Origin of the sequence: Serratia sp. SCBI (genome assembly GCF_000747565.1) — a bacterium.
GTDB lineage: Bacteria > Pseudomonadota > Gammaproteobacteria > Enterobacterales > Enterobacteriaceae > Serratia > Serratia ureilytica.
The window spans coordinates 1,614,753-1,635,118 of the sequence record NZ_CP003424.1 but is presented as its reverse complement, the minus strand read 5'-3'; the positions used below and the strand labels follow the sequence as shown (position 1 = coordinate 1,635,118).

Annotated in this window: 13 protein-coding genes; all 13 read right to left on the bottom strand. The window is 48.7% G+C overall.

All coding sequences use genetic code 11. The annotated features are described in order from the left end of the window. Window positions 1-8: 8 nt before the first annotated feature. The 13 genes from SERRSCBI_RS07590 to SERRSCBI_RS07530 all read right to left on the bottom strand — a co-directional run bounded on the left by SERRSCBI_RS07590 (window position 9) and on the right by SERRSCBI_RS07530 (window position 20,366). On the bottom strand, window positions 9-1,775 hold the full coding sequence (locus SERRSCBI_RS07590) for a type I secretion system permease/ATPase (RefSeq protein WP_033650615.1): 1,767 nt from the start codon (window positions 1,773-1,775) through the stop codon (window positions 9-11). A gap of 381 nt (window positions 1,776-2,156) precedes the next feature. Beyond that, the gene (locus SERRSCBI_RS07585) at window positions 2,157-5,150 is read right to left on the bottom strand and encodes a DUF4214 domain-containing protein (RefSeq protein WP_042784050.1); all 2,994 of its coding nucleotides are present in this window, start codon (window positions 5,148-5,150) and stop codon (window positions 2,157-2,159) included. Window positions 5,151-5,795: 645 nt separating this feature from the next. Beyond that, window positions 5,796-6,866, bottom strand: coding sequence for an acyltransferase (locus tag SERRSCBI_RS07580; protein ID WP_042784049.1), 1,071 nt, complete (start codon window positions 6,864-6,866; stop codon window positions 5,796-5,798). 79 nt (window positions 6,867-6,945) lie between these two features. Beyond that, window positions 6,946-8,292, bottom strand: a complete 1,347-nt coding sequence (locus SERRSCBI_RS07575) for a cellulase family glycosylhydrolase (RefSeq protein ID WP_232230747.1) — start codon at window positions 8,290-8,292, stop codon at window positions 6,946-6,948. A 72-nt stretch (window positions 8,293-8,364) separates the two neighbouring features. Next, window positions 8,365-9,759 carry an undecaprenyl-phosphate glucose phosphotransferase gene (wcaJ, locus tag SERRSCBI_RS07570; protein WP_033650763.1) on the bottom strand — a complete coding sequence of 465 codons (1,395 nt, stop codon included), beginning with the start codon at window positions 9,757-9,759 and terminating at the stop codon, window positions 8,365-8,367. Window positions 9,760-9,878: 119 nt separating this feature from the next. Further along, the gene (cpsG, locus tag SERRSCBI_RS07565; RefSeq protein WP_042784047.1) at window positions 9,879-11,252 is read right to left on the bottom strand and encodes a phosphomannomutase CpsG; all 1,374 of its coding nucleotides are present in this window, start codon (window positions 11,250-11,252) and stop codon (window positions 9,879-9,881) included. A 57-nt stretch (window positions 11,253-11,309) separates the two neighbouring features. Further along, complete coding sequence (locus SERRSCBI_RS07560; RefSeq protein ID WP_042785671.1) at window positions 11,310-12,725, bottom strand: mannose-1-phosphate guanylyltransferase/mannose-6-phosphate isomerase; 1,416 nt, start codon at window positions 12,723-12,725, stop codon at window positions 11,310-11,312. A gap of 15 nt (window positions 12,726-12,740) precedes the next feature. Further along, a complete protein-coding gene (locus SERRSCBI_RS07555) occupies window positions 12,741-13,901 on the bottom strand; it encodes a glycosyltransferase family 4 protein (protein WP_033650610.1) in 1,161 nt (386 codons plus the stop codon). Window positions 13,902-14,074: 173 nt separating this feature from the next. Continuing rightward, entirely contained in the window at window positions 14,075-15,139 is a 1,065-nt protein-coding gene (locus tag SERRSCBI_RS07550) for a glycosyltransferase family 1 protein (RefSeq protein WP_033650762.1), read from the bottom strand. 37 nt (window positions 15,140-15,176) lie between these two features. Then, window positions 15,177-16,499 (bottom strand): hypothetical protein, encoded by a 1,323-nt coding sequence (locus SERRSCBI_RS07545; protein WP_033650609.1) that lies wholly within the window; start codon window positions 16,497-16,499, stop codon window positions 15,177-15,179. 1 nt (window position 16,500) lies between these two features. Beyond that, a complete protein-coding gene (locus SERRSCBI_RS07540; RefSeq protein ID WP_033650608.1) occupies window positions 16,501-17,637 on the bottom strand; it encodes a glycosyltransferase family 4 protein in 1,137 nt (378 codons plus the stop codon). Between the two features lie 104 nt (window positions 17,638-17,741). Continuing rightward, window positions 17,742-19,919 (bottom strand): tyrosine-protein kinase Wzc, encoded by a 2,178-nt coding sequence (wzc, locus tag SERRSCBI_RS07535; protein ID WP_033650607.1) that lies wholly within the window; start codon window positions 19,917-19,919, stop codon window positions 17,742-17,744. 12 nt (window positions 19,920-19,931) lie between these two features. Next, a complete protein-coding gene (locus SERRSCBI_RS07530) occupies window positions 19,932-20,366 on the bottom strand; it encodes a protein-tyrosine-phosphatase (RefSeq protein ID WP_033650606.1) in 435 nt (144 codons plus the stop codon).

Here is a 20,366-nt window from a genome sequence, read left to right as displayed (position 1 = left end):
TTCACGGCTTAATTAGTTTGAGTTTTAGGGATATCGCCTTCATCCGGCTCGGAGTTCACCGCACGCACTGCCTGCGGAGGCACCTGCGCTTTTTGCGCATTCGCCAGGGCCTGCAATACCTGCTGCGTTGGGCCAAATGCATTGACGTTCCCGTTAACCAGCAGCAACAGCTTGTTGGTCATCGCCAGCAGATTGGTACGGTGAGTAATCAGGATCACCGTTTTATTGCGCTGTTTAAGGAACGTAATGGCCTGGTTCAACGCCCGCTCACCGGCATCGTCCAGATTGGAGTTGGGTTCATCCAGCACGATAAGAGACGGATCGCCATACAGCGCACGCGCCAAACCGATACGCTGTTTCTGGCCGCCGGACAACCCGGCGCCACCGCTGCCGATCACCGAATCATAGCCATTGGGGAAGCGCAGAATCAGCTCATGCACGCCGGCCAACTTGGCGGCCTCAATCACTTTCTCTGAGTCCAGCTCGTTGAAGCGGGCGATGTTCTCCGCGATGCTGCCGGCGAACAGTTCAATATCCTGCGGCAGATAACCGATATAGGGCCCCAACTCGTCCTTGTTCCACTGGTAGATGTCGGCATTGTCCAGTCGCACGATGCCTTCACTGACCGGCCAGATGCCGACCAATAGACGCGCCAGCGTCGATTTGCCGGAGGCGCTTGGCCCAATAATCCCCAGCACATCTCCCGGCTGAACGGCGAAACTGACGTTATGCAATACCGCGCTCCCCTTCGAGCCCGGCGGCGTAGCGGTCACCCCTTCAACGGAAACCACCCCTTCCGGACGCGGCAGCGACATGCCGGTACCGCGAGGCGGATGCTGTTCCAGCAGGCGCACCAGACGCTGATAAGCCAGCTTGGCGGAGCTCCAGCTTTTCCATACGTTAATCACTTGCTCGATCGGCGCCAGCGTGCGCCCCATCAAGATGGAACCGGCGATCATCATGCCCGGCGTGATGTGCCCATCGATCGCCAGCCAGCCCCCCAGCCCCAAAACCAGCGACTGGAGCGACAAACGCACAAACTTGGTGATCGATGTCACCCGCGATGCCCGCTCGCTGGCGATACGCTGACTATTCAGGAAGCGCTGGTGTAAACCGAACCAGCGTCCCTTCAGGTTAGGCAGCATCCCCAGTGCTTCGATCACTTCGGCATTGCGCAAATTCGTGCTGGCCAGATTGCCTGACATGATTGAAAGCCGGCTGGCATCCGCCAGAGGCTTCTTCGACACCACTTCGTTGATCACCGCCAGGGCGATCAACAGCAAGGAGCCCACCAGGGCGAACAACCCCAACCAAGGGTTAAACAGGAAAATCACCAGCAGATAGATCGGGAACCAGGGCGCATCGAAGAAGGCAAACAGCGCACTACCGGTCAGGAATTGGCGCACGTTGGTCAGATCGCTCAGCATCTGGCCGGCATCGGACGAGCCGTTCTTTAAATTCGCCTCGTAAGCCGCCGTATAAATGCGCGTATTGAGGCGCATATCCAACTGGCTGCCGATGCGGATCACCACCATGCTGCGTACGTATTCCAGCAAGGACATCATGCCGAACATACCCAGCATGATCAGCGTCAGCATTAACAGCGTGATTTCATTGCGCGAAGGCAGCACCCGGTCGTAAACCTGGAGCATGTAAATGGAAGGAACCAGCATTAACAGGTTAATAAACGCAGTAAATATACCAACGGTCCAGAAGACTTTGCTGCGTGTACGTATAACATCCGCAATTTCGTTGCGCGGGATAAATTGATTCACGTTCTGCCCTTACATCATGTGCACTGTCAGTCCAATCCGCATTGACCCCCTACCTAAAGAAATTCCTAAAAAAAGAATTATCCCGAGAAGGCTCACCCCAAAGAAATGCCCGAGACTGCAGATACTTTTGTTAACTATAGGTAGAGAAAGTGAAAACCGGCAAGGTGGGTCATAAAAAAAAAGACCGGTCAACGCGCCTGACAAAAGCCCAACAAAACAATGCGATATGAGAAAATAAAAGCAGGGAGGGAAGATAACGAAATGGAATAACTTAGAGAGAATGACGCCGCTCACAAAATTAAACATGCGGGGGATTACGCCCCCGCATTATTTAACTCCAAATAGTTCCATATGGAATTATTTGTTATTGCAACTTTACCCTTAGGCGTAGTGCAGAGTATCCACCAATTGCTGGTGGTTCTGGCCAGTCAGGTAAATGACCGTATCGTTGGCATCCAGCGTGTGGTTATTGTTATTGTCAATAATCACATAGGAGTCAGCATTGTTACCTGTCCCGCTGAACACCACCGAGGCCACGCCCACCTTCGCCGTCAGCGAGTTAGGATTGCTCAGGCCCAGGATGCCACCCAACAGACCGACAACGCCGGTAGTTAGACCGCCAACCAGCGAACCTAACAGCGCATCCAACGTATCTGAAGCGCGAGTACCGTAATCCGCCACCGCGGTACCGGTGTTGGACAGGGTCAGGCCGGAAGCGGCATCGACGATCTTGTCTTTCGCGGTGCTGAAGTCGGTGATGGTGACCCCCGCCTGCGAGTTACTGGATTTCAGATCGTAAGTATTCGCTCCGTTACCGCCAGTCAGCGTGGTGTTACCCAGCACGTTGAAGCTGTCGGTCGTCGACGTCCCTTCCACCGTCAATTGGTAACCGTTCAGACCCAGCGTGTTCAGCAGCGGAGTCAGCAGCGCCGTGGTAGCCGCACTCAACGGCAAGGCTTTCAGCAGTTGCACGATAATACCGTCACCGGTACCCGCATGGCTTGAATCCAGGTTCAAACCACCGGTATTGGCAGAGGCATTGATGTCGCGCACGTTGCTGTAGCCCGCGCCCACGGTCAGGTTCAACGCATGGTCGCCGGTCACGTTGATATTCTGAACCTGCGCGTTGGTGCCTGCCAGAGACAGAATATTGCTGAACGCACCGGTCCCGCCGGAAGCCACGTTCACCGTCGTCAATGCCGTCCCCAACAGAACGCTGCTGCTGCTGTTCAGGCTGATGGCGCCAGCATTCACGTTGGCAGAGCTCACCGCATCAAAGTTGATGTTGAAGTGATCGGTGGCATTCTGCACGAAGGTGAAGTTCAGCGTACTGGCGGAGGTCGCGTCCCCTTTCACTTCCAGCTGCGCGGCGTTGCCGCCGGCGGCGTTGATGACGTTGACATTAGCCAGGCCGGAGATCACAAACCCTTGCGCACCCAGGTTGGTTGCCGCCGCGTTCTGGGTGACAGTGCCCCCCGTGGTGCCTTCCACCGTGGACGTGCCGTTGGTCAGGCCAAAGTCGAAGGTGTTGGTCGGTGTTGTGACGGTAGTGGTAGTCGGTGAACCAACCAGCGGTGTCGTAATCAGCGTACCGACAGACTTGCCGATATAACCGGTCAGATCAATCTGCTCGAAGTTCGAGAAGTTGTTGGCGTTGCTGGTTACGGTGCTGGTACGAACGCCCAAGGCGTTCTGGTTGGTCACCACGGTTTTGGTGATGAAGTTGGCGGAGATGGAGTCCGTCCCTGCGCCACCGTCAGCCTTGACGGTATTGGCGACGGTGTTCGCCGCGCCGGCAACGGCGTTACCCGCCCAGTGCAGGCTGTCGTTGCCGGCGCCGAGGTTAAACTGCGCGGTACCGGTCGCGAGATTTGCCGTCGAAGTAACGACCACATTGTCCGCACCTGAACCGGTGTTCAGAATGATATTGCCGTTGTTGACGGTGACAGCAACCCCAGAACTGGCGCCGTTGTCAGACAGGTTCACCGTTGCCGCGCTGGTGCCGTTGATGGTCAGGTTGGCCAAGTGATCGGCGAACTTCAGGTTGACCAGGCTGGCGGCGTTGGCGTTCAACACCACGTTGGTCAACACCGCGGTCTCCGCATTGCTCAACGCATGGCTGGCGCCGGTATTGACGGTGCCGGTTCCGTTGCCGCCCCCCGCCGTAACAGACAGGTTGGCACTAGTTTTATACAACAAGCTGGTGCCGATATCGAATTCGAAAGCATGCTGTTGGGTTACGGTTGCTGCATCCGTCGCGGTCGAAGAGCGCAGATCATTAATAATCGCTTGGGTAATGATCCCTTTGTCTGAGCCCAATGCGCTGTAAATAGCCAGTTGAGCCGTCGTGGCGGCAACGCCGTGCACCGCGGTGAAAACATGCTGGATAAAATCAGTGCCGGTTAACTGCCCGCCCTTACGTTGGAACTCGGAAGAACTAACCAGGTTACCGATCAATGAGTTATATGACATGCCGGCGGCTAACGCTTTGCTCCAGGTGTCTAAACCGGAAGCATCAACGCCGCGTTCCGGAACGCCCAGGTAGACAGCCGCGATTTGTTCCTGGAACGCCAATCCTGGGAGATGGCCTGGTTGGTACACGGTCGTAGCGCTATTGAAATGTTGCTGCGCCGTCAGATCGCCGGCCGCGACGGTGCCACGCAATCCCTGGATAATATCAACCACCAGATCGGCACGAGTCGCGCCCCCCTGCAGCAATGACAGGAAGCTGGCAGATTCGGCAGAGGATGGCGCACGCTCGTAACCAAATTGGAACAGACGAGCGATAAATGCGTCGTCACTCAGCGAAGTCAGGTAAGAACGCCCCGCAATGTTGGCGGCCGCAGCCTGAGTGATCGTCATCCCGGCATTGATTTTAGCGCCAAAATAGTTGACGGCATCGGCAGTCACGGTCGAACCGATAACATGCAAAATAGCTTGAATATCCGATGCACCTTGCCCTAAGGCAGCGGAGGCCGTCGAAGGATATAGCAACGTGTTAACCGTGTTTTGGAATGCGGTCTGTTGAGCCAATATCGTGGCGTCGCTACCGCTGTAGTTCAGCAACCCGCTGACGACATTGGAAACCGCCGAACTCAGGGTGTTGCCATTCAGGAAATCAGTCAGTTGTTGAGATGTGGCGGCAGAGCCGTACTCACGGGTATAGATAATCTGCAGAATTTCCGAGTCGGTTTTCCCAGAATAGAGCGCATTCCCGCCGGAAGAGCTGATGAAGAACTGTGCCAGTTGCGCTGCGGTTTGTGTGCCACCCTCGAGCTGCTGCCCATAGGTGTTGATCTCGGTCAGAGACGGAGTACGTCCCAAAACCGAATAGTAGATCGCCGCCGCCTGCTGCTGAGATGCTAGAGAAGCCATAAAAACTCCTAATCTAAGTGAGATAAGGTAAAAAGAACGTTCCACACAACTTTCGATGTTCAGCAACATAAGCTTAGCTGCTGAATTTAAAGAAGTTTGGTCTTGCCTGTAAACTCAACATCAAATTAATAGCAATAAAATCAATTCCAGCTAAATAACTCTCCTAAACGCGCCCATAGTTATTTACTGAGTAAAGTATCTGATGACCGGATCTGTCAAGGAACGCAATGAGATTATTGTTATGTCAATTAAAGGCAGCACATCTAACGGTAAGGCGATGGTTAATAAGATGATTTGTTTAAACTTCGAATAAAATGGCAATGATATTGCCATTTTCATATAAAGATCGCTTCAGTGGTGGCTCAAACCTAAGTTAGACAGAGAAAAACCATACTAAATAGAGAGGATTTTTTCAGACGTGCAATGCCGGTTAGTCGCCGCGGAGGGATGGGGATAGGGGCATAAGTGATATAAAGATAAAAACTATCTCATTGAAGAATAAAGATATTACATGAGCGTTGAAAAGTTGGAGCGCGGTGATGAAGGCGGGAAACAGGCATAAAAAAAGGCATCTTCATCGATGGTGATGAAGATGCCCATAGATAATACCTGTAGAAATGAATCAGGTAATTGCAGCAAACATGCTCAGAGAGGCATCGCTTTGACCAAGCTGGACTTAACTCTTCTGCCAAAGTGGATCGATGGCAACTCGATATATTTGTATACCAAAGATGAAACCGGCAAAGTTAAAGTCGCCCCGACGCTCCCCCAAAGATAGCGAGTGCCATTGTCGAGATTAGCTGTCAGATGTTCGAATACAATCAATAGGCTAGGATGAATCAGATAAATAGAGTAGCTAATAACACCCATGAGCACCATGAATTTGTTATGAATTTTGAGCCGCGTTGTCAACAGGATGAACAGCAGCATGCTGAAATAATACGTCAAAGTATATCTCATCGTATGCCCGGGCTCCGAACCATAGGAATAGAAACTGACTAGCGGAATGACACAAGCAAAAATCGCGATATAGTAAATCGCCTGTTTTTTAGCGAATAGATCGCCTTCCAACAAATATGAACGCCATAAACCGCCAAACATCATGAGTGACAATGCAAGCGGCAGAGCGACAGGAAACGCAGCATCCAGTTTATGCCTGGCAACTCCCATCGCCAGAGCAACACCTAACATGACAAGCGCAGAAATAAAATTGAATCTTACCTTGTTGAGTAACCCCAGAATGAAGGCAAATACACACATGATGTAAAAGACCAGTTCAATAAACAGCGTCCAATATACGCCGACAATATCTTTCACGTGCAAAGCCGTTTGAAACATGGTGATGTTGGCCAAAATTTGCCGCAAGGGGAACTGCTCACCAAAGCAATAAGAAACAACAAGATACAAAAACAACGAGAACCAATATCCAGGGTAAAGCCTGAAAAAGCGCGAGATGAAGAAGGCTTGAACACCGCCGTTTTCACGACGAAAACTAAAGGGAATGATAAACCCGCTGATAATAAAAAATAATACGACACCTATTTTACCGACATCAAAAACATGGGAAAAAATATACTTATCGTAACCGTAAATCGGCACCAGAAAATGGGCAATAACTACACTTATCGCCGCAATTCCTCGTATCGAGTCTACATAATCCAAACGAACAGGAGTTTTATTGTCAGCGGTGGTTTTCGCCTGTTTCTCTATTTGCATAGAAACCACCTGATGTTGAGAAAAATATTTATCAGTCATAATCCAGGAAAAATAAAAGCCCAAAATAGTAAAAAAAATATTAACGCGTCGGCGATGAGATAGGCTTATCGGATAACATCAACACAGGAGTATCTCCTTGCAACACAGTTTTCTGGCTGTTTAACTCAATCAACGGTTGGGCGGCAGACTCTTTCGTCTTCTGTACTGGCGCGCTGCTGATTAATGATCTCAAACCATTTGCCTGAGCTGAAGGTTGCGCCACTTGCGGTTTTTGCCAATAGAGCATCGCATACTGATTACCGCTGCCCTTCAACGCGATACTTATCACGCCGTCAGACGATGCTTTGTAGTCACTTACGGTGAAATCGCGCGCTACTTTGGCAATTTTTTCGTAAGCCAATGCGGCAGCTTTTGGTTGTTCCTGTCGATTTAGCAAGCCAAACCGATGTTCATTGATTGCCGGGTTGTCACCATCATCAATGAGATCATACCACCAAATACCTTTGATATACGGTCGAGATTTAGCCAACATCGTATACTTAACAACGTATTGCGCCGCAGCAGCATCACTTAACCCACCGGGCCCATTGTAAGTCGGCACCCCCATCTCTGTAATGTAAACAGGGACGCTTTTCTTGGCGAAGGCTTTCACCCTTTGCTCAAATTTATCGATAGCGTTGAGGTTATCCTCTGGCGTTCTTAACGCTAAGTCCGGCAAACGGTAGGAATAAGGATGCAACGAGATACCGTCAATATCATTAAGTATGCCTAGCTTCATCAATTGGTCGAACCAACTGAGCCCCGCCGGCCCCAGAGGATTAAGCGAACCGGCGAGAACGATGGCATCGGGGTCTGCGCGTTTTACGGCGGCGGATGTCTTCCTAACCAGCTCTGCAAACACTTCAGGCGGAGGAATGGCCGTTTTTTTACTCATACCGGTTCCCACCGTCCACTCATTCCAAACTTCGTAATATTTTACCTTTCCCTTAAAGCGCTTTGCGGTCCAGTATGCATAATTGGCAAATCCATCGATAGCCGCAGGCGTTGTGGGGTAGTCAGGTGCGTTATAGGCGGTATTCCCGTAGGCGAGAATGAGTAAAGAATTCAACCCATACTGAGAGAGACCGTGTTGATAAGCATCATCTTCCTTAGTCAACGGATCTGCGACGTTCATCGTACCAGGTGTTCGCTCTACCAATCCCCACAAATAGCCGGCTCGGAAAGAAGTAAAGCCATACTCCTTGATTAACGACAGATAGTTGTCTGTCGGTTTAGGGTAGTGACGTAAATGTACGTTCACACCCACCTCAAACGCATTCGCGTATCCGTATGAACCGAACAATAACGCGCCCGCAACCGCGCATGCTTTTACTATTTTCGCATAGCCATTTACGGGGCTACGTGTGGTACAAGGCTGGATTTTCAACGCGACCTCCTGCACGCCCCCAGGCAACCTGTTGAACAGGAAGCCCGATGAGGCAATTTACCATCAGAGTAATTAATAGGCTGTTTTACTGACGAACCCTTTAAATATCGTCAAGAAAACAATCTTTACATCCAACCAAACGCTCCAGTTCCGAATGTAGTCAAGGTCAAATTCAACACGCTTTTCCATTTTATCCAGCGTGTCGGTTTCACCCCGCCAGCCATTTATCTGGGCCCAACCTGTGATGCCAGGCTTCATTTTATGCCGCAGCATATAACCCTTGATCAACTTACGATACTGCTCATTATGCGCAACGGCGTGAGGGCGTGGCCCTACAATCGACATGTCGCCTTTCAGCACATTGATAAATTGTGGCAGCTCATCGAGTGAAGTACGGCGAAGAAATGCCCCCACCGGTGTCACCCGCGAATCGCCCTTTGTCGCCTGAACGACTTTATCGCCATTCTCCATTACCTTCATGGAGCGAAACTTCCACACTTCAATTGCCTTGCCATCCATGCCGTATCGGCGCTGTTTGAAAATCACCGGGCCGGGAGAAGTAAACTTCACTGCGGCTGAAATCAACACCAGTACCGGTGAAATAAAGAGCAGGATAAAAATGGAGAGAACAATATCTTCTACCCGCTTTATCACCTGGTTAATACCACTCATTGGTGTATCAAACAACGAGACAACGGATACGCCGTTAATTTCTTCCGATCGCGACTGCAACATATTAAAGGTGAATATGTCTGGAATCAGCATCACGGAACACGTGGTATCGGAAAGTTCAGTCACCGTATCCTTGATCAGCTTTTCTTGCTCCATAGGCATCGCGATATAAATCCGATCAATTCGACCACACTTAGCGTCCTCAATTAGTTGCGCTAAATCGCCACGGCGTTCGATCACACTGTCCAATGGCTCTGCACTGTCATCATAGATACCCAGTACCCGGAATCCCATCCAATGCGCATCACTCAACGTTTCCGCGAGCCGAATACCAACCGGCATCGATCCCATGATGGCGATATTACGGGTGTTAAATCCTAAATTCCGCATATATCCCAGCATCAAACGGATAGTGCTGCGTGTAATGACTAAACCGCAGCAAACAAATAAGTACCATTGAATATATACTATATATTCATTATTAAAATCATTGACAAATGCAACAGCACCCGAAGTCATCACCAAGCTTATCGTCCAGTTTTGGATAATAAGCCGAATCTCTAACCCTGCTCGCACACCGCGCCAGGAACGATAAAAATCCGTAATGCCGCCGATCATTTGAAATATCACAATCGACGTTAATACCATAACCCAGTGTTGTATGGCGAAGCGCGTTCCTGAAATCAGACAGGATAAGTAGAGCCCGCAAAAAACGATAAAAATATCGGAAAATCGTTGCAACATTGATGTCAGGGACGCATTGGTATGCAAACTCCCACGACGGAAACCATTCATAGATAACGGCCTATTCGCTAGCATAGTATAGATGCCTTTTGTTAGTTCTCTCTGGTACCTATATTCCTAAAGCCGGGGCAATACAGCCCCGAACTTCCAATATAGCGTAAGTGCAGAGTTTAACTGCGGAGCAAGGCAAGAATTTCCTCTGTTTTCTGCTGCATCAATGACGGATTCGCCCGCGACTCAACGTTTAAGCGAACCACCGGCTCCGTGTTCGAGCTCCGTAAGTTGAATCGCCAGTCAGAAAACTCCAAACTGATACCATCGGTGTGATCGAACAGCAGCGCATCAGACCGATAGCATTCCAGGACTTTATCAATCGATGCCTGAGGATCTTGCAGATGGCTGTTAATCTCCCCGGAAGCCGGGTAGGCAGCCATGCGATCGGCCACCAATTGTCCGAGGGACATATTCTTCAGACAAAGCAATTCGGCAACCAAGAGCCATGGGATCATGCCGCTATCGCAATAAGAAAACTCGCGGAAATAGTGGTGAGCACTCATCTCACCGCCATAGACAGCATCTTCCTTACGCATGCGTTCCTTGATAAAGGCATGGCCGGTTTTCGACATGACAGGCACGCCACCGCTGGCGTTGACCACATCAATCGTGTTCCAGCTTAAGCGCGGATCGTGAATGATTTTGGCACCGGTTTCTTTCTCCAGAAACGCCGCAGCCAGAAGGCCAACAATATAGTAACCTTCAATAAAGCCGCCCTTCTCGTCAAACAGGAAGCAACGATCGAAGTCGCCATCAAACGCAATGCCCATATCGGCACCATGCGCGCGAACCGCTTGCGCCGTATCTTCACGACACTCAGGCAACAGAGGATTAGGAATACCGTTAGGGAAATTACCATCCGGCTGATGGTGAACCTTGATAAATTCGACCGGAACTTGCAGTTGCTTGAAACGTGCTTCAATGGCATCGATCACATGCCCTGCTGCACCATTGCCGGAATTGACCACCAGTTTAAGCGGCTTCAGATTTTTGACATCGATATAGCCTAGCAGGTGCTCAATATAGGCATCCTCTACGGAAATCTTACGGTAGCTGCCACGCGCAGAGGGATCCACTTCGGCAAACGCGTTCCCTTCGGCCAATCGCTGAATATCGCGTAAGCCGGTATCACCGCTGATCGGTTTGGCCTGGCTTCTCACCAGCTTCATGCCATTGTAATCCATAGGATTGTGGCTGGCGGTCACTTCAATGCCACCATCAATACCCAAATGGAAAGTCGCGAAATAAATCTCCTCGGTACCGCTGAGCCCGATATCCAGTACGTCAACGCCGGCATCACGCAAACCTTCAGCCAGCGCCAGTTTCAGCTCTTCACTGGTCAAACGAACATCGCCACCAACCACAACTTCGCGTGGTTGCAAAAACTCACCGTAAGCCCGACCGATACGATAGGCAATATCCGTATTTAACTCCTCACCTAACCGGCCACGAATGTCGTATGCTTTGAAACAAGTTAAAGTTTGAGTCATCTAAAAATCCTTACCAAAAAATTTACGAAAACATGTCACGCTTAAGACACATCACCGTTATTTGTATTTTCCATTATCATCAATGCGAATAATATCGTCTTCACCCAAATAAGAGCCGGATTGAATTTCAATCAAATCCAATGCAATTTTTCCTGGGTTCTCTAATGAGTGTTCAGTACCTAATGGAATATAAATAGATTCGTTTTCAGTTACAAACTTCGTCTCACCGCCTTTTATAACTTTGGCGGTACCCGAAACGACCACCCAATGCTCTGAACGATGATGGTGCATCTGCAATGAGAGTTTCTCGCCAGGTTTAACCGTTATCTTACGTACCTGAAAACGCTCGCCTTGCGCAATGGCGTCATGCTTGCCCCATGGGCGGTAGACCTCACGATGCTGCTTGCATTCCGAACGCTGTCCACGTTTCAGATGATTGACGATCTCTTTAACATCTTGCACTTTATCTTTATTCGAGATCAACACAGCATCTTTGGTTTCAACGATAACCAAGTTATCTACACCTACCGTTGCGACCAATTTATGTTCGGCACGAATATAGTTATTTGAACAATCATGTTGCAACACATCACCAAAGGTGCTGTTGCCGTTTGCATCTTTCGCACTGATGTCCCAAAGCGCCGACCAGGAACCGACATCGCTCCACCCCGCATCCAACGGCACCACGATGGCATCCGCTGTCTGCTCCATCACCGCATAGTCTATGGACTCATCTGGGCAGACAATAAAGGCTTCGCGATCGACACGGACAAAATCCAGATCCGGCGCCGTATGCAGCAAGGCCTGACGACACGCAGCCAAAATATCCGGCCGAAATTTATTCAACTCCTCGAGATAACGGCTGGCTTTAAACAGGAACATCCCGCTGTTCCATAAGTATTCTCCGCTGGCAAGATACTCTTTAGCCGTCGACAGATTCGGTTTTTCAACAAAGCGAGACACCCGAGAGGCAAGCGCCCCATCAATACTTTCACCTTTATGGATATAACCATACCCTGTTTCCGGACCGGTCGGCACAATCCCGAAGGTCGCCAGCTTTCCTGCTTCAGCGTAAGGCACCGCTTGCAATACAGCCGTACGGAATGCTTCCTCATTCTGGATAACATGATCTGCTGCCAAAACCAGCAATAAAGGATCTTCGCCGCCAGCGGTCGCCTGCAACGCGGCCAGTGCAATGGCCGGTGCCGTATTGCGCCCAACCGGCTCCAAAATAATGTTGTGGGATAAACGAGTAATCTGTCGCAGCTGTTCTGCAACAATAAAACGGTGCTCTTCATTGCAGATCACCAGCGGGTTTGATATCTCCAACCCATCAAGTCTGTTGACCGTGGTTTGCAACATGGAAAATTCACTGCACAACGCTAAAAACTGTTTCGGAAATAATTCTCTTGAGAGAGGCCATAAACGGCTTCCGGTACCGCCAGCCATAATTACAGGATAAATATTACTCATAATAAATCTCACCGATCAGTATTTTATGGTTTTCGCGGTATTGAACTCATGCCATTTGGCATTAATGTATTCGGTCAGCTCACTGCGAAAACGTTCCGCAGAGAATTTGCAGGCTTGAGTACGACAGTCAACAGGGCTGATTTGGTCCTGTATTTTCTCAAATTGCTCTACGGCAGCGACCAACGAAGGGACCGTTTGTTCCGAGAAGAAAAGCCCGGTAGGATTGCTGACGCCAAACGGACGCACGGTTTCCAACGCGCCACCTTTACCGAAGGTGATAACGGGTGTTCCGCATGCCTGCGCCTCTACCGGCGTAATGCCGAAGTCTTCTTCAGCAGCGAAAACAAACGCTTTGGCTCTGGACATGTGATCCTGCAATACCTCATTGCTCTGGTATCCCAAGATCTCAACGTTTTTGCCCGCTTTGGCTTTGATCTTCGCCATCTCCGAGCCGTCGCCGATCACGATCAGCTTCTTGTCAGGCATCGCACTGAAAGCTTCAACGATCAAGTCCATACGCTTATAAGGGACCATTCGCGACGCCGTAAAATAGAAATCATCCTTGTTTTCATTAAGTAAGAATCGATCCACATCAACAGGTGGATAAATAACGTCGGCTTCACGGCCATACACTTTCTTAATACGACGCGCAATAAACTGTGAATTAGCGATAAAATGGTCAACGCCATTAGCGGTACGATAGTCCCACATGCGAATTTTGTGCAGCAACCATTTAGCCAACCGCCCTTTCATGCCCTTCATCAAGTTAGCTTCGCGCAGGTATTGATGCTGCAGATCCCAGGCATAACGGATGGGCGAATGCACATAGCTGATATGCAGCTGATCGGGTCCAGTCAGAACGCCTTTGGCCACAGCATGACTGCTGGATAGCACGACATCATGAGAGGAGACATCAAGCTGCTCAATAGCCAACGGCATCAGAGGCAAATACTTTTGATAGCTGGTCTTGGCTTTCGGTAGATTTTGTATGAATGTGGTTGTGGCATGCTTGTTGTGAATCTGTTGTCGAGCGGCATCCGACAAAAAATCGACCACGGAATAGAGAGTAGAATCGGGATATATGTCAATAAACTCTTTTATTACGCGCTCAGCTCCTGCGTAGGTCACCAACCAATCGGCTACGACCCCGACATTTAACGACTTCTGTTCAGACATACCTCTCCCCAACTCACCTTAAATTTGAAATCCCAATACAAGAATACTCTTCACTAATGATTCGGCTTTTCTGAATCGCTGAATGATATCTTCTCAACGTCTCTTCAGATATGCCAGGCATCCGTAATTTCATAATAACGTTCTACAATTACCGAATGCCTAATACCCTAGCGCTATCTCAACTGAGTGATAATATTTTCCAACTTCTTGGCCGATTCAAGCCAGGAATAATGACCGATGTTGTTGTACCCTTTCTCTTTGAGCTGTTCGCGCAACGATTCATCGTTGATAATTCTATTCAGTGCATCAACCATTTCCTGATGCTTATACGGGTTAAAATACAGGGCACTATCCGCCAATACTTCGGGTAAGGAGGCCTGGTTCGACGAAACGACGGGACATCCGCAAGCTTGGGCTTCCAATGGAGGAATACCAAAGCCTTCATAGAACGAAGGAAAAACAAACGCTAAAGCGCGTTGGTAAATCGCCACCAACTCTTCATCGGTGACTCGCCCTAAGAATTCAACATTCTTCATGGCGTTCTCATCATTGCCAGAGAAATCCATGCCTGAAAAATTCTTATTCTTTCCACCGATAATCTTAAGTTTAACATCCGTATTTTGACATGCGGCAGAAAAAGCGGCCAGTAAACCATGAAAGTTCTTATGATAGTTAGGCGAAGAAACCGCCAACAGAAAACGCTCATCAGTATTGCTGGCACTCTCGACACTTCTGCGAGAAAAAAGATCGGATACAGCATTGGCGATCACAAAGGTATTTTTCGGATTGTAACCATAAGCCGTCGTAATTTCTTTTTTAGAAAATTCACTAACGGTCAATAGTGCACGGCTGTTTTTTAGCATGATGGGAATCAGCAGGTTATACATCAACCGAAACTTTCTAGAATAGCTCTGCGGGAATTTCTTATAAGTCACGTCATGATGAGTCACGACCTTATTCTTATACCACAGCGGCGCAGTATTCCCTAAATTGATCAACAATGGATTGCCATTGGCTTTCAGATATTTTGGCAGGTCTCGTTGTTCCCATTGATGCCCGGTTCGATGTCCAACCACCTTTACATTGAGCGACTCAGCAGCCTTCGTATTCTTTATGTCACCAGGTGAAACAAAAACGATATCGTCGCGTAGTTCCCGTAGCGCCAGGCTAATCTGTTCGGCAAAGCGCTGCACCCCTGTTAACTCTTGTGTGAGAAATCGTGCATTAACAACAATCATATATACCTCTATGACGACGCCACTATACAATTCAAGCTTATCGTGTCTGCGCTTGGAGCCTTTGGGCATCAGCCATCTTAGAAAACTCATCTTGTCTAAATGACAAAAGCAAAGCAGAAATAATAATCGAGAAAACATACCCTGGATAATTAGTAATCGGGTTGTTATAAACTAAGTTGATAGATAGCGAAATCATCCAATACAGGAACACGCCCGTGTAGAACTGTCCATAACGGACTTTATTATACAGTTTCAGCAAAATAATTGACGCAGCAAGTAAGAAGATGAAAATTCCCACTCCGCCATAGTTGGAAAGCAAGAAAATATAGATACTGTCCAACGGCAGCGCAGCATCATCACCGACCGCGGCATTACCGTTAACGCCGTAACCTGCTCCGGTAAAAATTGAATAGGTGTCACTATTTCTCACTTCTTCAATCAGTAAGATCCTTTCCAGAATACTTTGCTCTGCATAATTATTATCGCTTGAATAGATAGATTTATAGATCCCCATGTCCGTCATGGTTGCGTAGAAGAATGATGACAATGCCACGCATACAAGCACCACACTGGCTAAACTGGCTTTCAACGATAGGAATCGACGAACAAACAGATAGCCAAAATAAATACCGGCCATAATTATAGCTGTTTTCGATGTGGAACAGACAATACCGGCCGAGACAATCAATATATATCTCAAGCGATTTTTCTTACTAACAAATGGACTTAATATGAGACCGAAGAATAAAAACTCAGATAGTGTAAAAGGACTACTAAAAAGACCTATCGCCCTAAAGAATCCGCTTGCGGTACGTAAAATCAGCCCATTATCTTTTCCCACTTGCGTAAATTGCAATCCAGGACTTACCCCGGTCAGCGCATAAAGCAAACCTGAAAACACGCTTTCCAGTATGGCGAAAATAGCATTGACAACGGTGACTATGACGTAAACTTTAATCAGCCTCATCAGCAATTTCATGCGATGTTCAGGCTCTAGACACACCAAGAGTGCGGCAACCAGCAACGACGAATAGGTAAACAATTCGAAGCGGAATTGCGTAACGACGTTACCAATTTTAAAATTGCTGTTAAGAATAGAAATAAGAACATATGACAGGGAAAGCATAACCATGCCAATAAACAGCAGTAGGTAGCTTCTAAAACCCGGGCCGGTTCTACTCTTATTGGCCGCCAGATAAAGCAGCAAAAACGCCGGTAATGCCAATGAATAGACATCTTTATAAAGCAGTATCAGGCGCGTCGTATTGTGAGCGACGATATTGATAACCCCACTGATTGAAATTACTACCAGATAGGTGATAACAAAATAGTCTGCGAATTTTTTCGATGAGAATCCCATATCAGCTCTTATAAACCTCTTGATAACCCGCAGCCAACCGCCCGGCGTCAAAGGGATTCACATCAACAAACTCGACGCGCTCATTTTTTAAGATTCGCAGTTTTTCCAACGTAAATTCACTTAGCTGATATACATTGGGGTAATGTTCAGCGATTTCAGCAACGCCACCGGCGAAAGAAGTGAAGACGTGCTTGCCGGCAGCAGCCGTTTCCGCTACTGCTCGGCCAAACGGTTCATTCCAGAGTGTAGGCAAATAAACCATATCAATCTGAGCCAGGAAGGATTCTACCGGCACAAACCCCAACAGATGGACGCCAGCCTCCTCCGCCCTGAGTTGCAAGGCGCGGCCTTCATCGGAGGAGGAAAAACGCCCGGCAGCGTAAAACTCCACCTCACCCGGTATCGTCATTTCCAACGCTTTGGCGCAGAACGCCTTGAACCCTTTATCTGCGGTCAAACGGCCAATAAAGCCAATCCGGATAACCGACGACGATTGGTCGGCAACATGACATTTTTTTATCGGATTGTAGATGTGGCTGTGTCGGGCATTAATGGCAAAGCCATTATCTTGATGCAATGCAGAGATGTATTTGCTGATGCCGACAAACCTATCGACATTCTGGCTTTTTCGCTTTTTCACCATAGATGTCAACTGGACCGCTGCAGAACCTACATCCATATTTTCCCCATGTTGAAACAGCGTACAGTTATGGTGAAAGAGATAATAATCACGAGCCGTATGGACGAGTTTTATATTCCTTTTTTTGACACAGTCCCAAATCGCAACAGAAAAGCCACTGATGTTATTGGTATGTACCACATCGGGATTAAAATCATCCAACTCTCTGGAGAAAGCCTTTCCCATCATTGGATTGAAATTGTCAACCAAATGCCAGACGACTTTTGACAACTTCCCTTTTTGCTCATTACTGAAAGGCCAGTACAGATTTTTCAGCGGTAAATAAACCACCTCAACGCCATTTATTTCCGTCTGCTTTCTGAACTTTTCATCGTGTAAACAAACTACGCGAACTCTATCGCCTTTTGAAACCAGCTCTTCCGCCAAAAGTTGCACAGACACTTCCGCGCCGCCAACCTTGAATGGTGCATATAATGTATTAACAATTAATATATTCATAATAGCCGGTTTTTATCAGGTATTTCGGCGCCGTAAGACTAGGCGCTTTAGATAAAGCGAGGTTATAAAGACACTTATAACCTCTTGAAGGGAGATTTGCTTTATTACGCGTCTTTACCGCCAGATTTGTATTCGTACTGGTAGTAACCGTAGTTGCCATAATAGCTGCTTGCGCGACGTTCAACGGCGTTCAGAATAATGCCTTTGATCTCGATACCGTTTTGATCGAATCTGCGCACGCTGATCTCGAGTTCTTTAACCGTGTTCATACCGAAGCGCGCGATCATCAGCGCCGTACCGACATGGTGGCCAATAATTGCCGCATCGGTGACAGCCAGGATAGGCGGAGTATCGATCAGAACCAGATCATAATGCTTGTCCGCCCATTCGACCAAATCGGCAAAACGGCTGTGCATCAGCAACTCAGAAGGATTCGGTGGAATCTGGCCGCGCGGAATGAAGTCCATACCGTTGATTTGCGTAGGACGAACCGCGCTGGCCGCATCGATTTTGCCTGACAAAATATCAGACAGACCATTTTGCCAATCGGCATCCAGCAATGTATGTGAATACCCTTTTCGCATGTCGGCGTCGATAACCAACACACGTTGCCCCGCCTGAGCGATAACCGCCGCCAGGTTGATACTGACAAACGTCTTACCGATGTTTGGACTGGCGCCGGAAATCATCAGCACATTATTCTTCGCTTCCATCATCGCAAAATGCAGGCTGGTGCGCAGACTGCGAACGGCTTCGATGGCAAGGTCAGCCGGGTTGCCGACGGCAAGCAACGAGTTGGCGCGCGTATTGGACTTGCGATGAGTGCGCAGCAACATTTCGCGGTCTTTTTTCTGCTGCCATTCAGACAATGGAATGCTGGCATAGACGTTGATACCGCGTTGCTCCAACTCGTCAGGACTCTCGATTCCGTGGTGCAGCATGGTTTTAAGCACCACGATGCCGATGGAGAACATCCCGCCCAACACCACACACAGCAGAACAATCAAGGTTTTACGTGGCTGAACCGGTTTTGGCTGAGTCACCGCCGGATCGACAATACGCACATTACCCACGGTACTGGCTTTGGTGATCCCAAGCTCTTGTTGCTTATTCAGCAGTTGCATGTAAATTTCTTTACCCGCATCAACATCTCGGGTTAGCCGCAAGATTTCCTGCTGCGTCTTAGGCATTACGCTAATACGTTTATTCAGCTTCGCGCGTTCCCCTTCCAGGGTCCCACGCTTCTCCATCAAAGCACGATATGCCGGGTGCTCTTTAGTGTACAGCTTCGATATCTCAGCTTCTTTGAAGGTCAACTCATTCAGTTGTGCCTCGACAGAAACCACGCTGTCCAGCATAGACTTGGCTTCAAGCGACAGATCGACGGAATCATTGTCTTGACGGAACTTATTCAGCTTATCTTCGGCGATGTCCAGAGAGGTTCTCACCTGCGGCAACTGCTCTTTCAGAAATTCGAGGCTCTTGGCCGCTTCTTCCGACTTACGCTCAACGTTCTGCAGCAAATAATTTTTCGAAATGCTGTCGAGCGTTTTACCCACCAGCTCAGGATCTTCCCCTTGCAGGGTCAACGCCAACACGCCGGTGTCCTTGGCTTTATCTTCAACCGTCAACGCCGCGAGCAACGCGTTAATAGCCATCAGATCGCTGCGCTTGGTCACTTTGAAGACCGTACCAGGCGCCGCGTCAATTTCGCTGACCAGCATGGTCACGCCTTTTTGATTGACCAGCTCACCCGTTTTGCCTTTGAGGAATTCATCACCATCAACGCTGAGAGCGAAACTGTTTTTATCAATCACTTCCAGCTCAAGGTCTTTCTCATTCCATGAATAAGGAATAGACAAACGCGACAAGGCTATCTTGCCAGGTTCGTTCCCCATCAAACGATTCCAACCCTGCCCAAAGATCGGGAAGTATTTTTGTTCAACGACCGTATTCAGGTTCAAATCTGCGACGGTTTTGCCAAGCACCATGCGGGATTTGATCAGCTCAATCTCCGCCGCAGAACCAGGCTGTGCCGTGGGCAACATTTCGGAAAGGTTGTTGAGGATCGAGTTACCCGAACTTTGTTCAACTTGAATCAATGCATCCGACTGGTATACAGGCGTTGCGAACAGAGAATAGACGATGCCGATCACAGCAAAGAATGTCGTAATCCCTATAATCAGCCACCGATGATCCAGCAGCGTTCCCAGCAACCGACCTAAATCAATCTCATCATTACTTGCGCCCGCAGCCGGACCCAGTTTGCTATTATCAATCATTGTCATCTCTGGTTAACGATTTAATGCTTTTGCCCATTTCTGCGCAGCTTCAGCCAGAAGGTTATATACAAACTCAAACGCTTCGTGACTCTTCTTATACGGATCAGGAACTTCAGCCTGCCCCATCCAGTGAGCGAACAGCATGGTTTTCCCCCTGACTTCGGGGGCTAAACGGCAAACGGCCTCAATGTGACTTTTTTCCATCACCAGTATCAGCGAATATTCACGACACATTTCCTTGGTCAACTGCTGTGCAACATGGTTATCCAAAGAAAGACCATGCTCTTCCGCCACCGCCACCGCAGCCTCATCCGCCGGCTTACCGACGAGTGCGCCGATACCGGCCGACGCGATTTTTTTTTGTGGCAGATGTTTTTTCAACAGCCGCTCCCCCGTCGGAGAACGGCAGATATTTCCAACACAGACAACCAAAACAGAATCAAACAT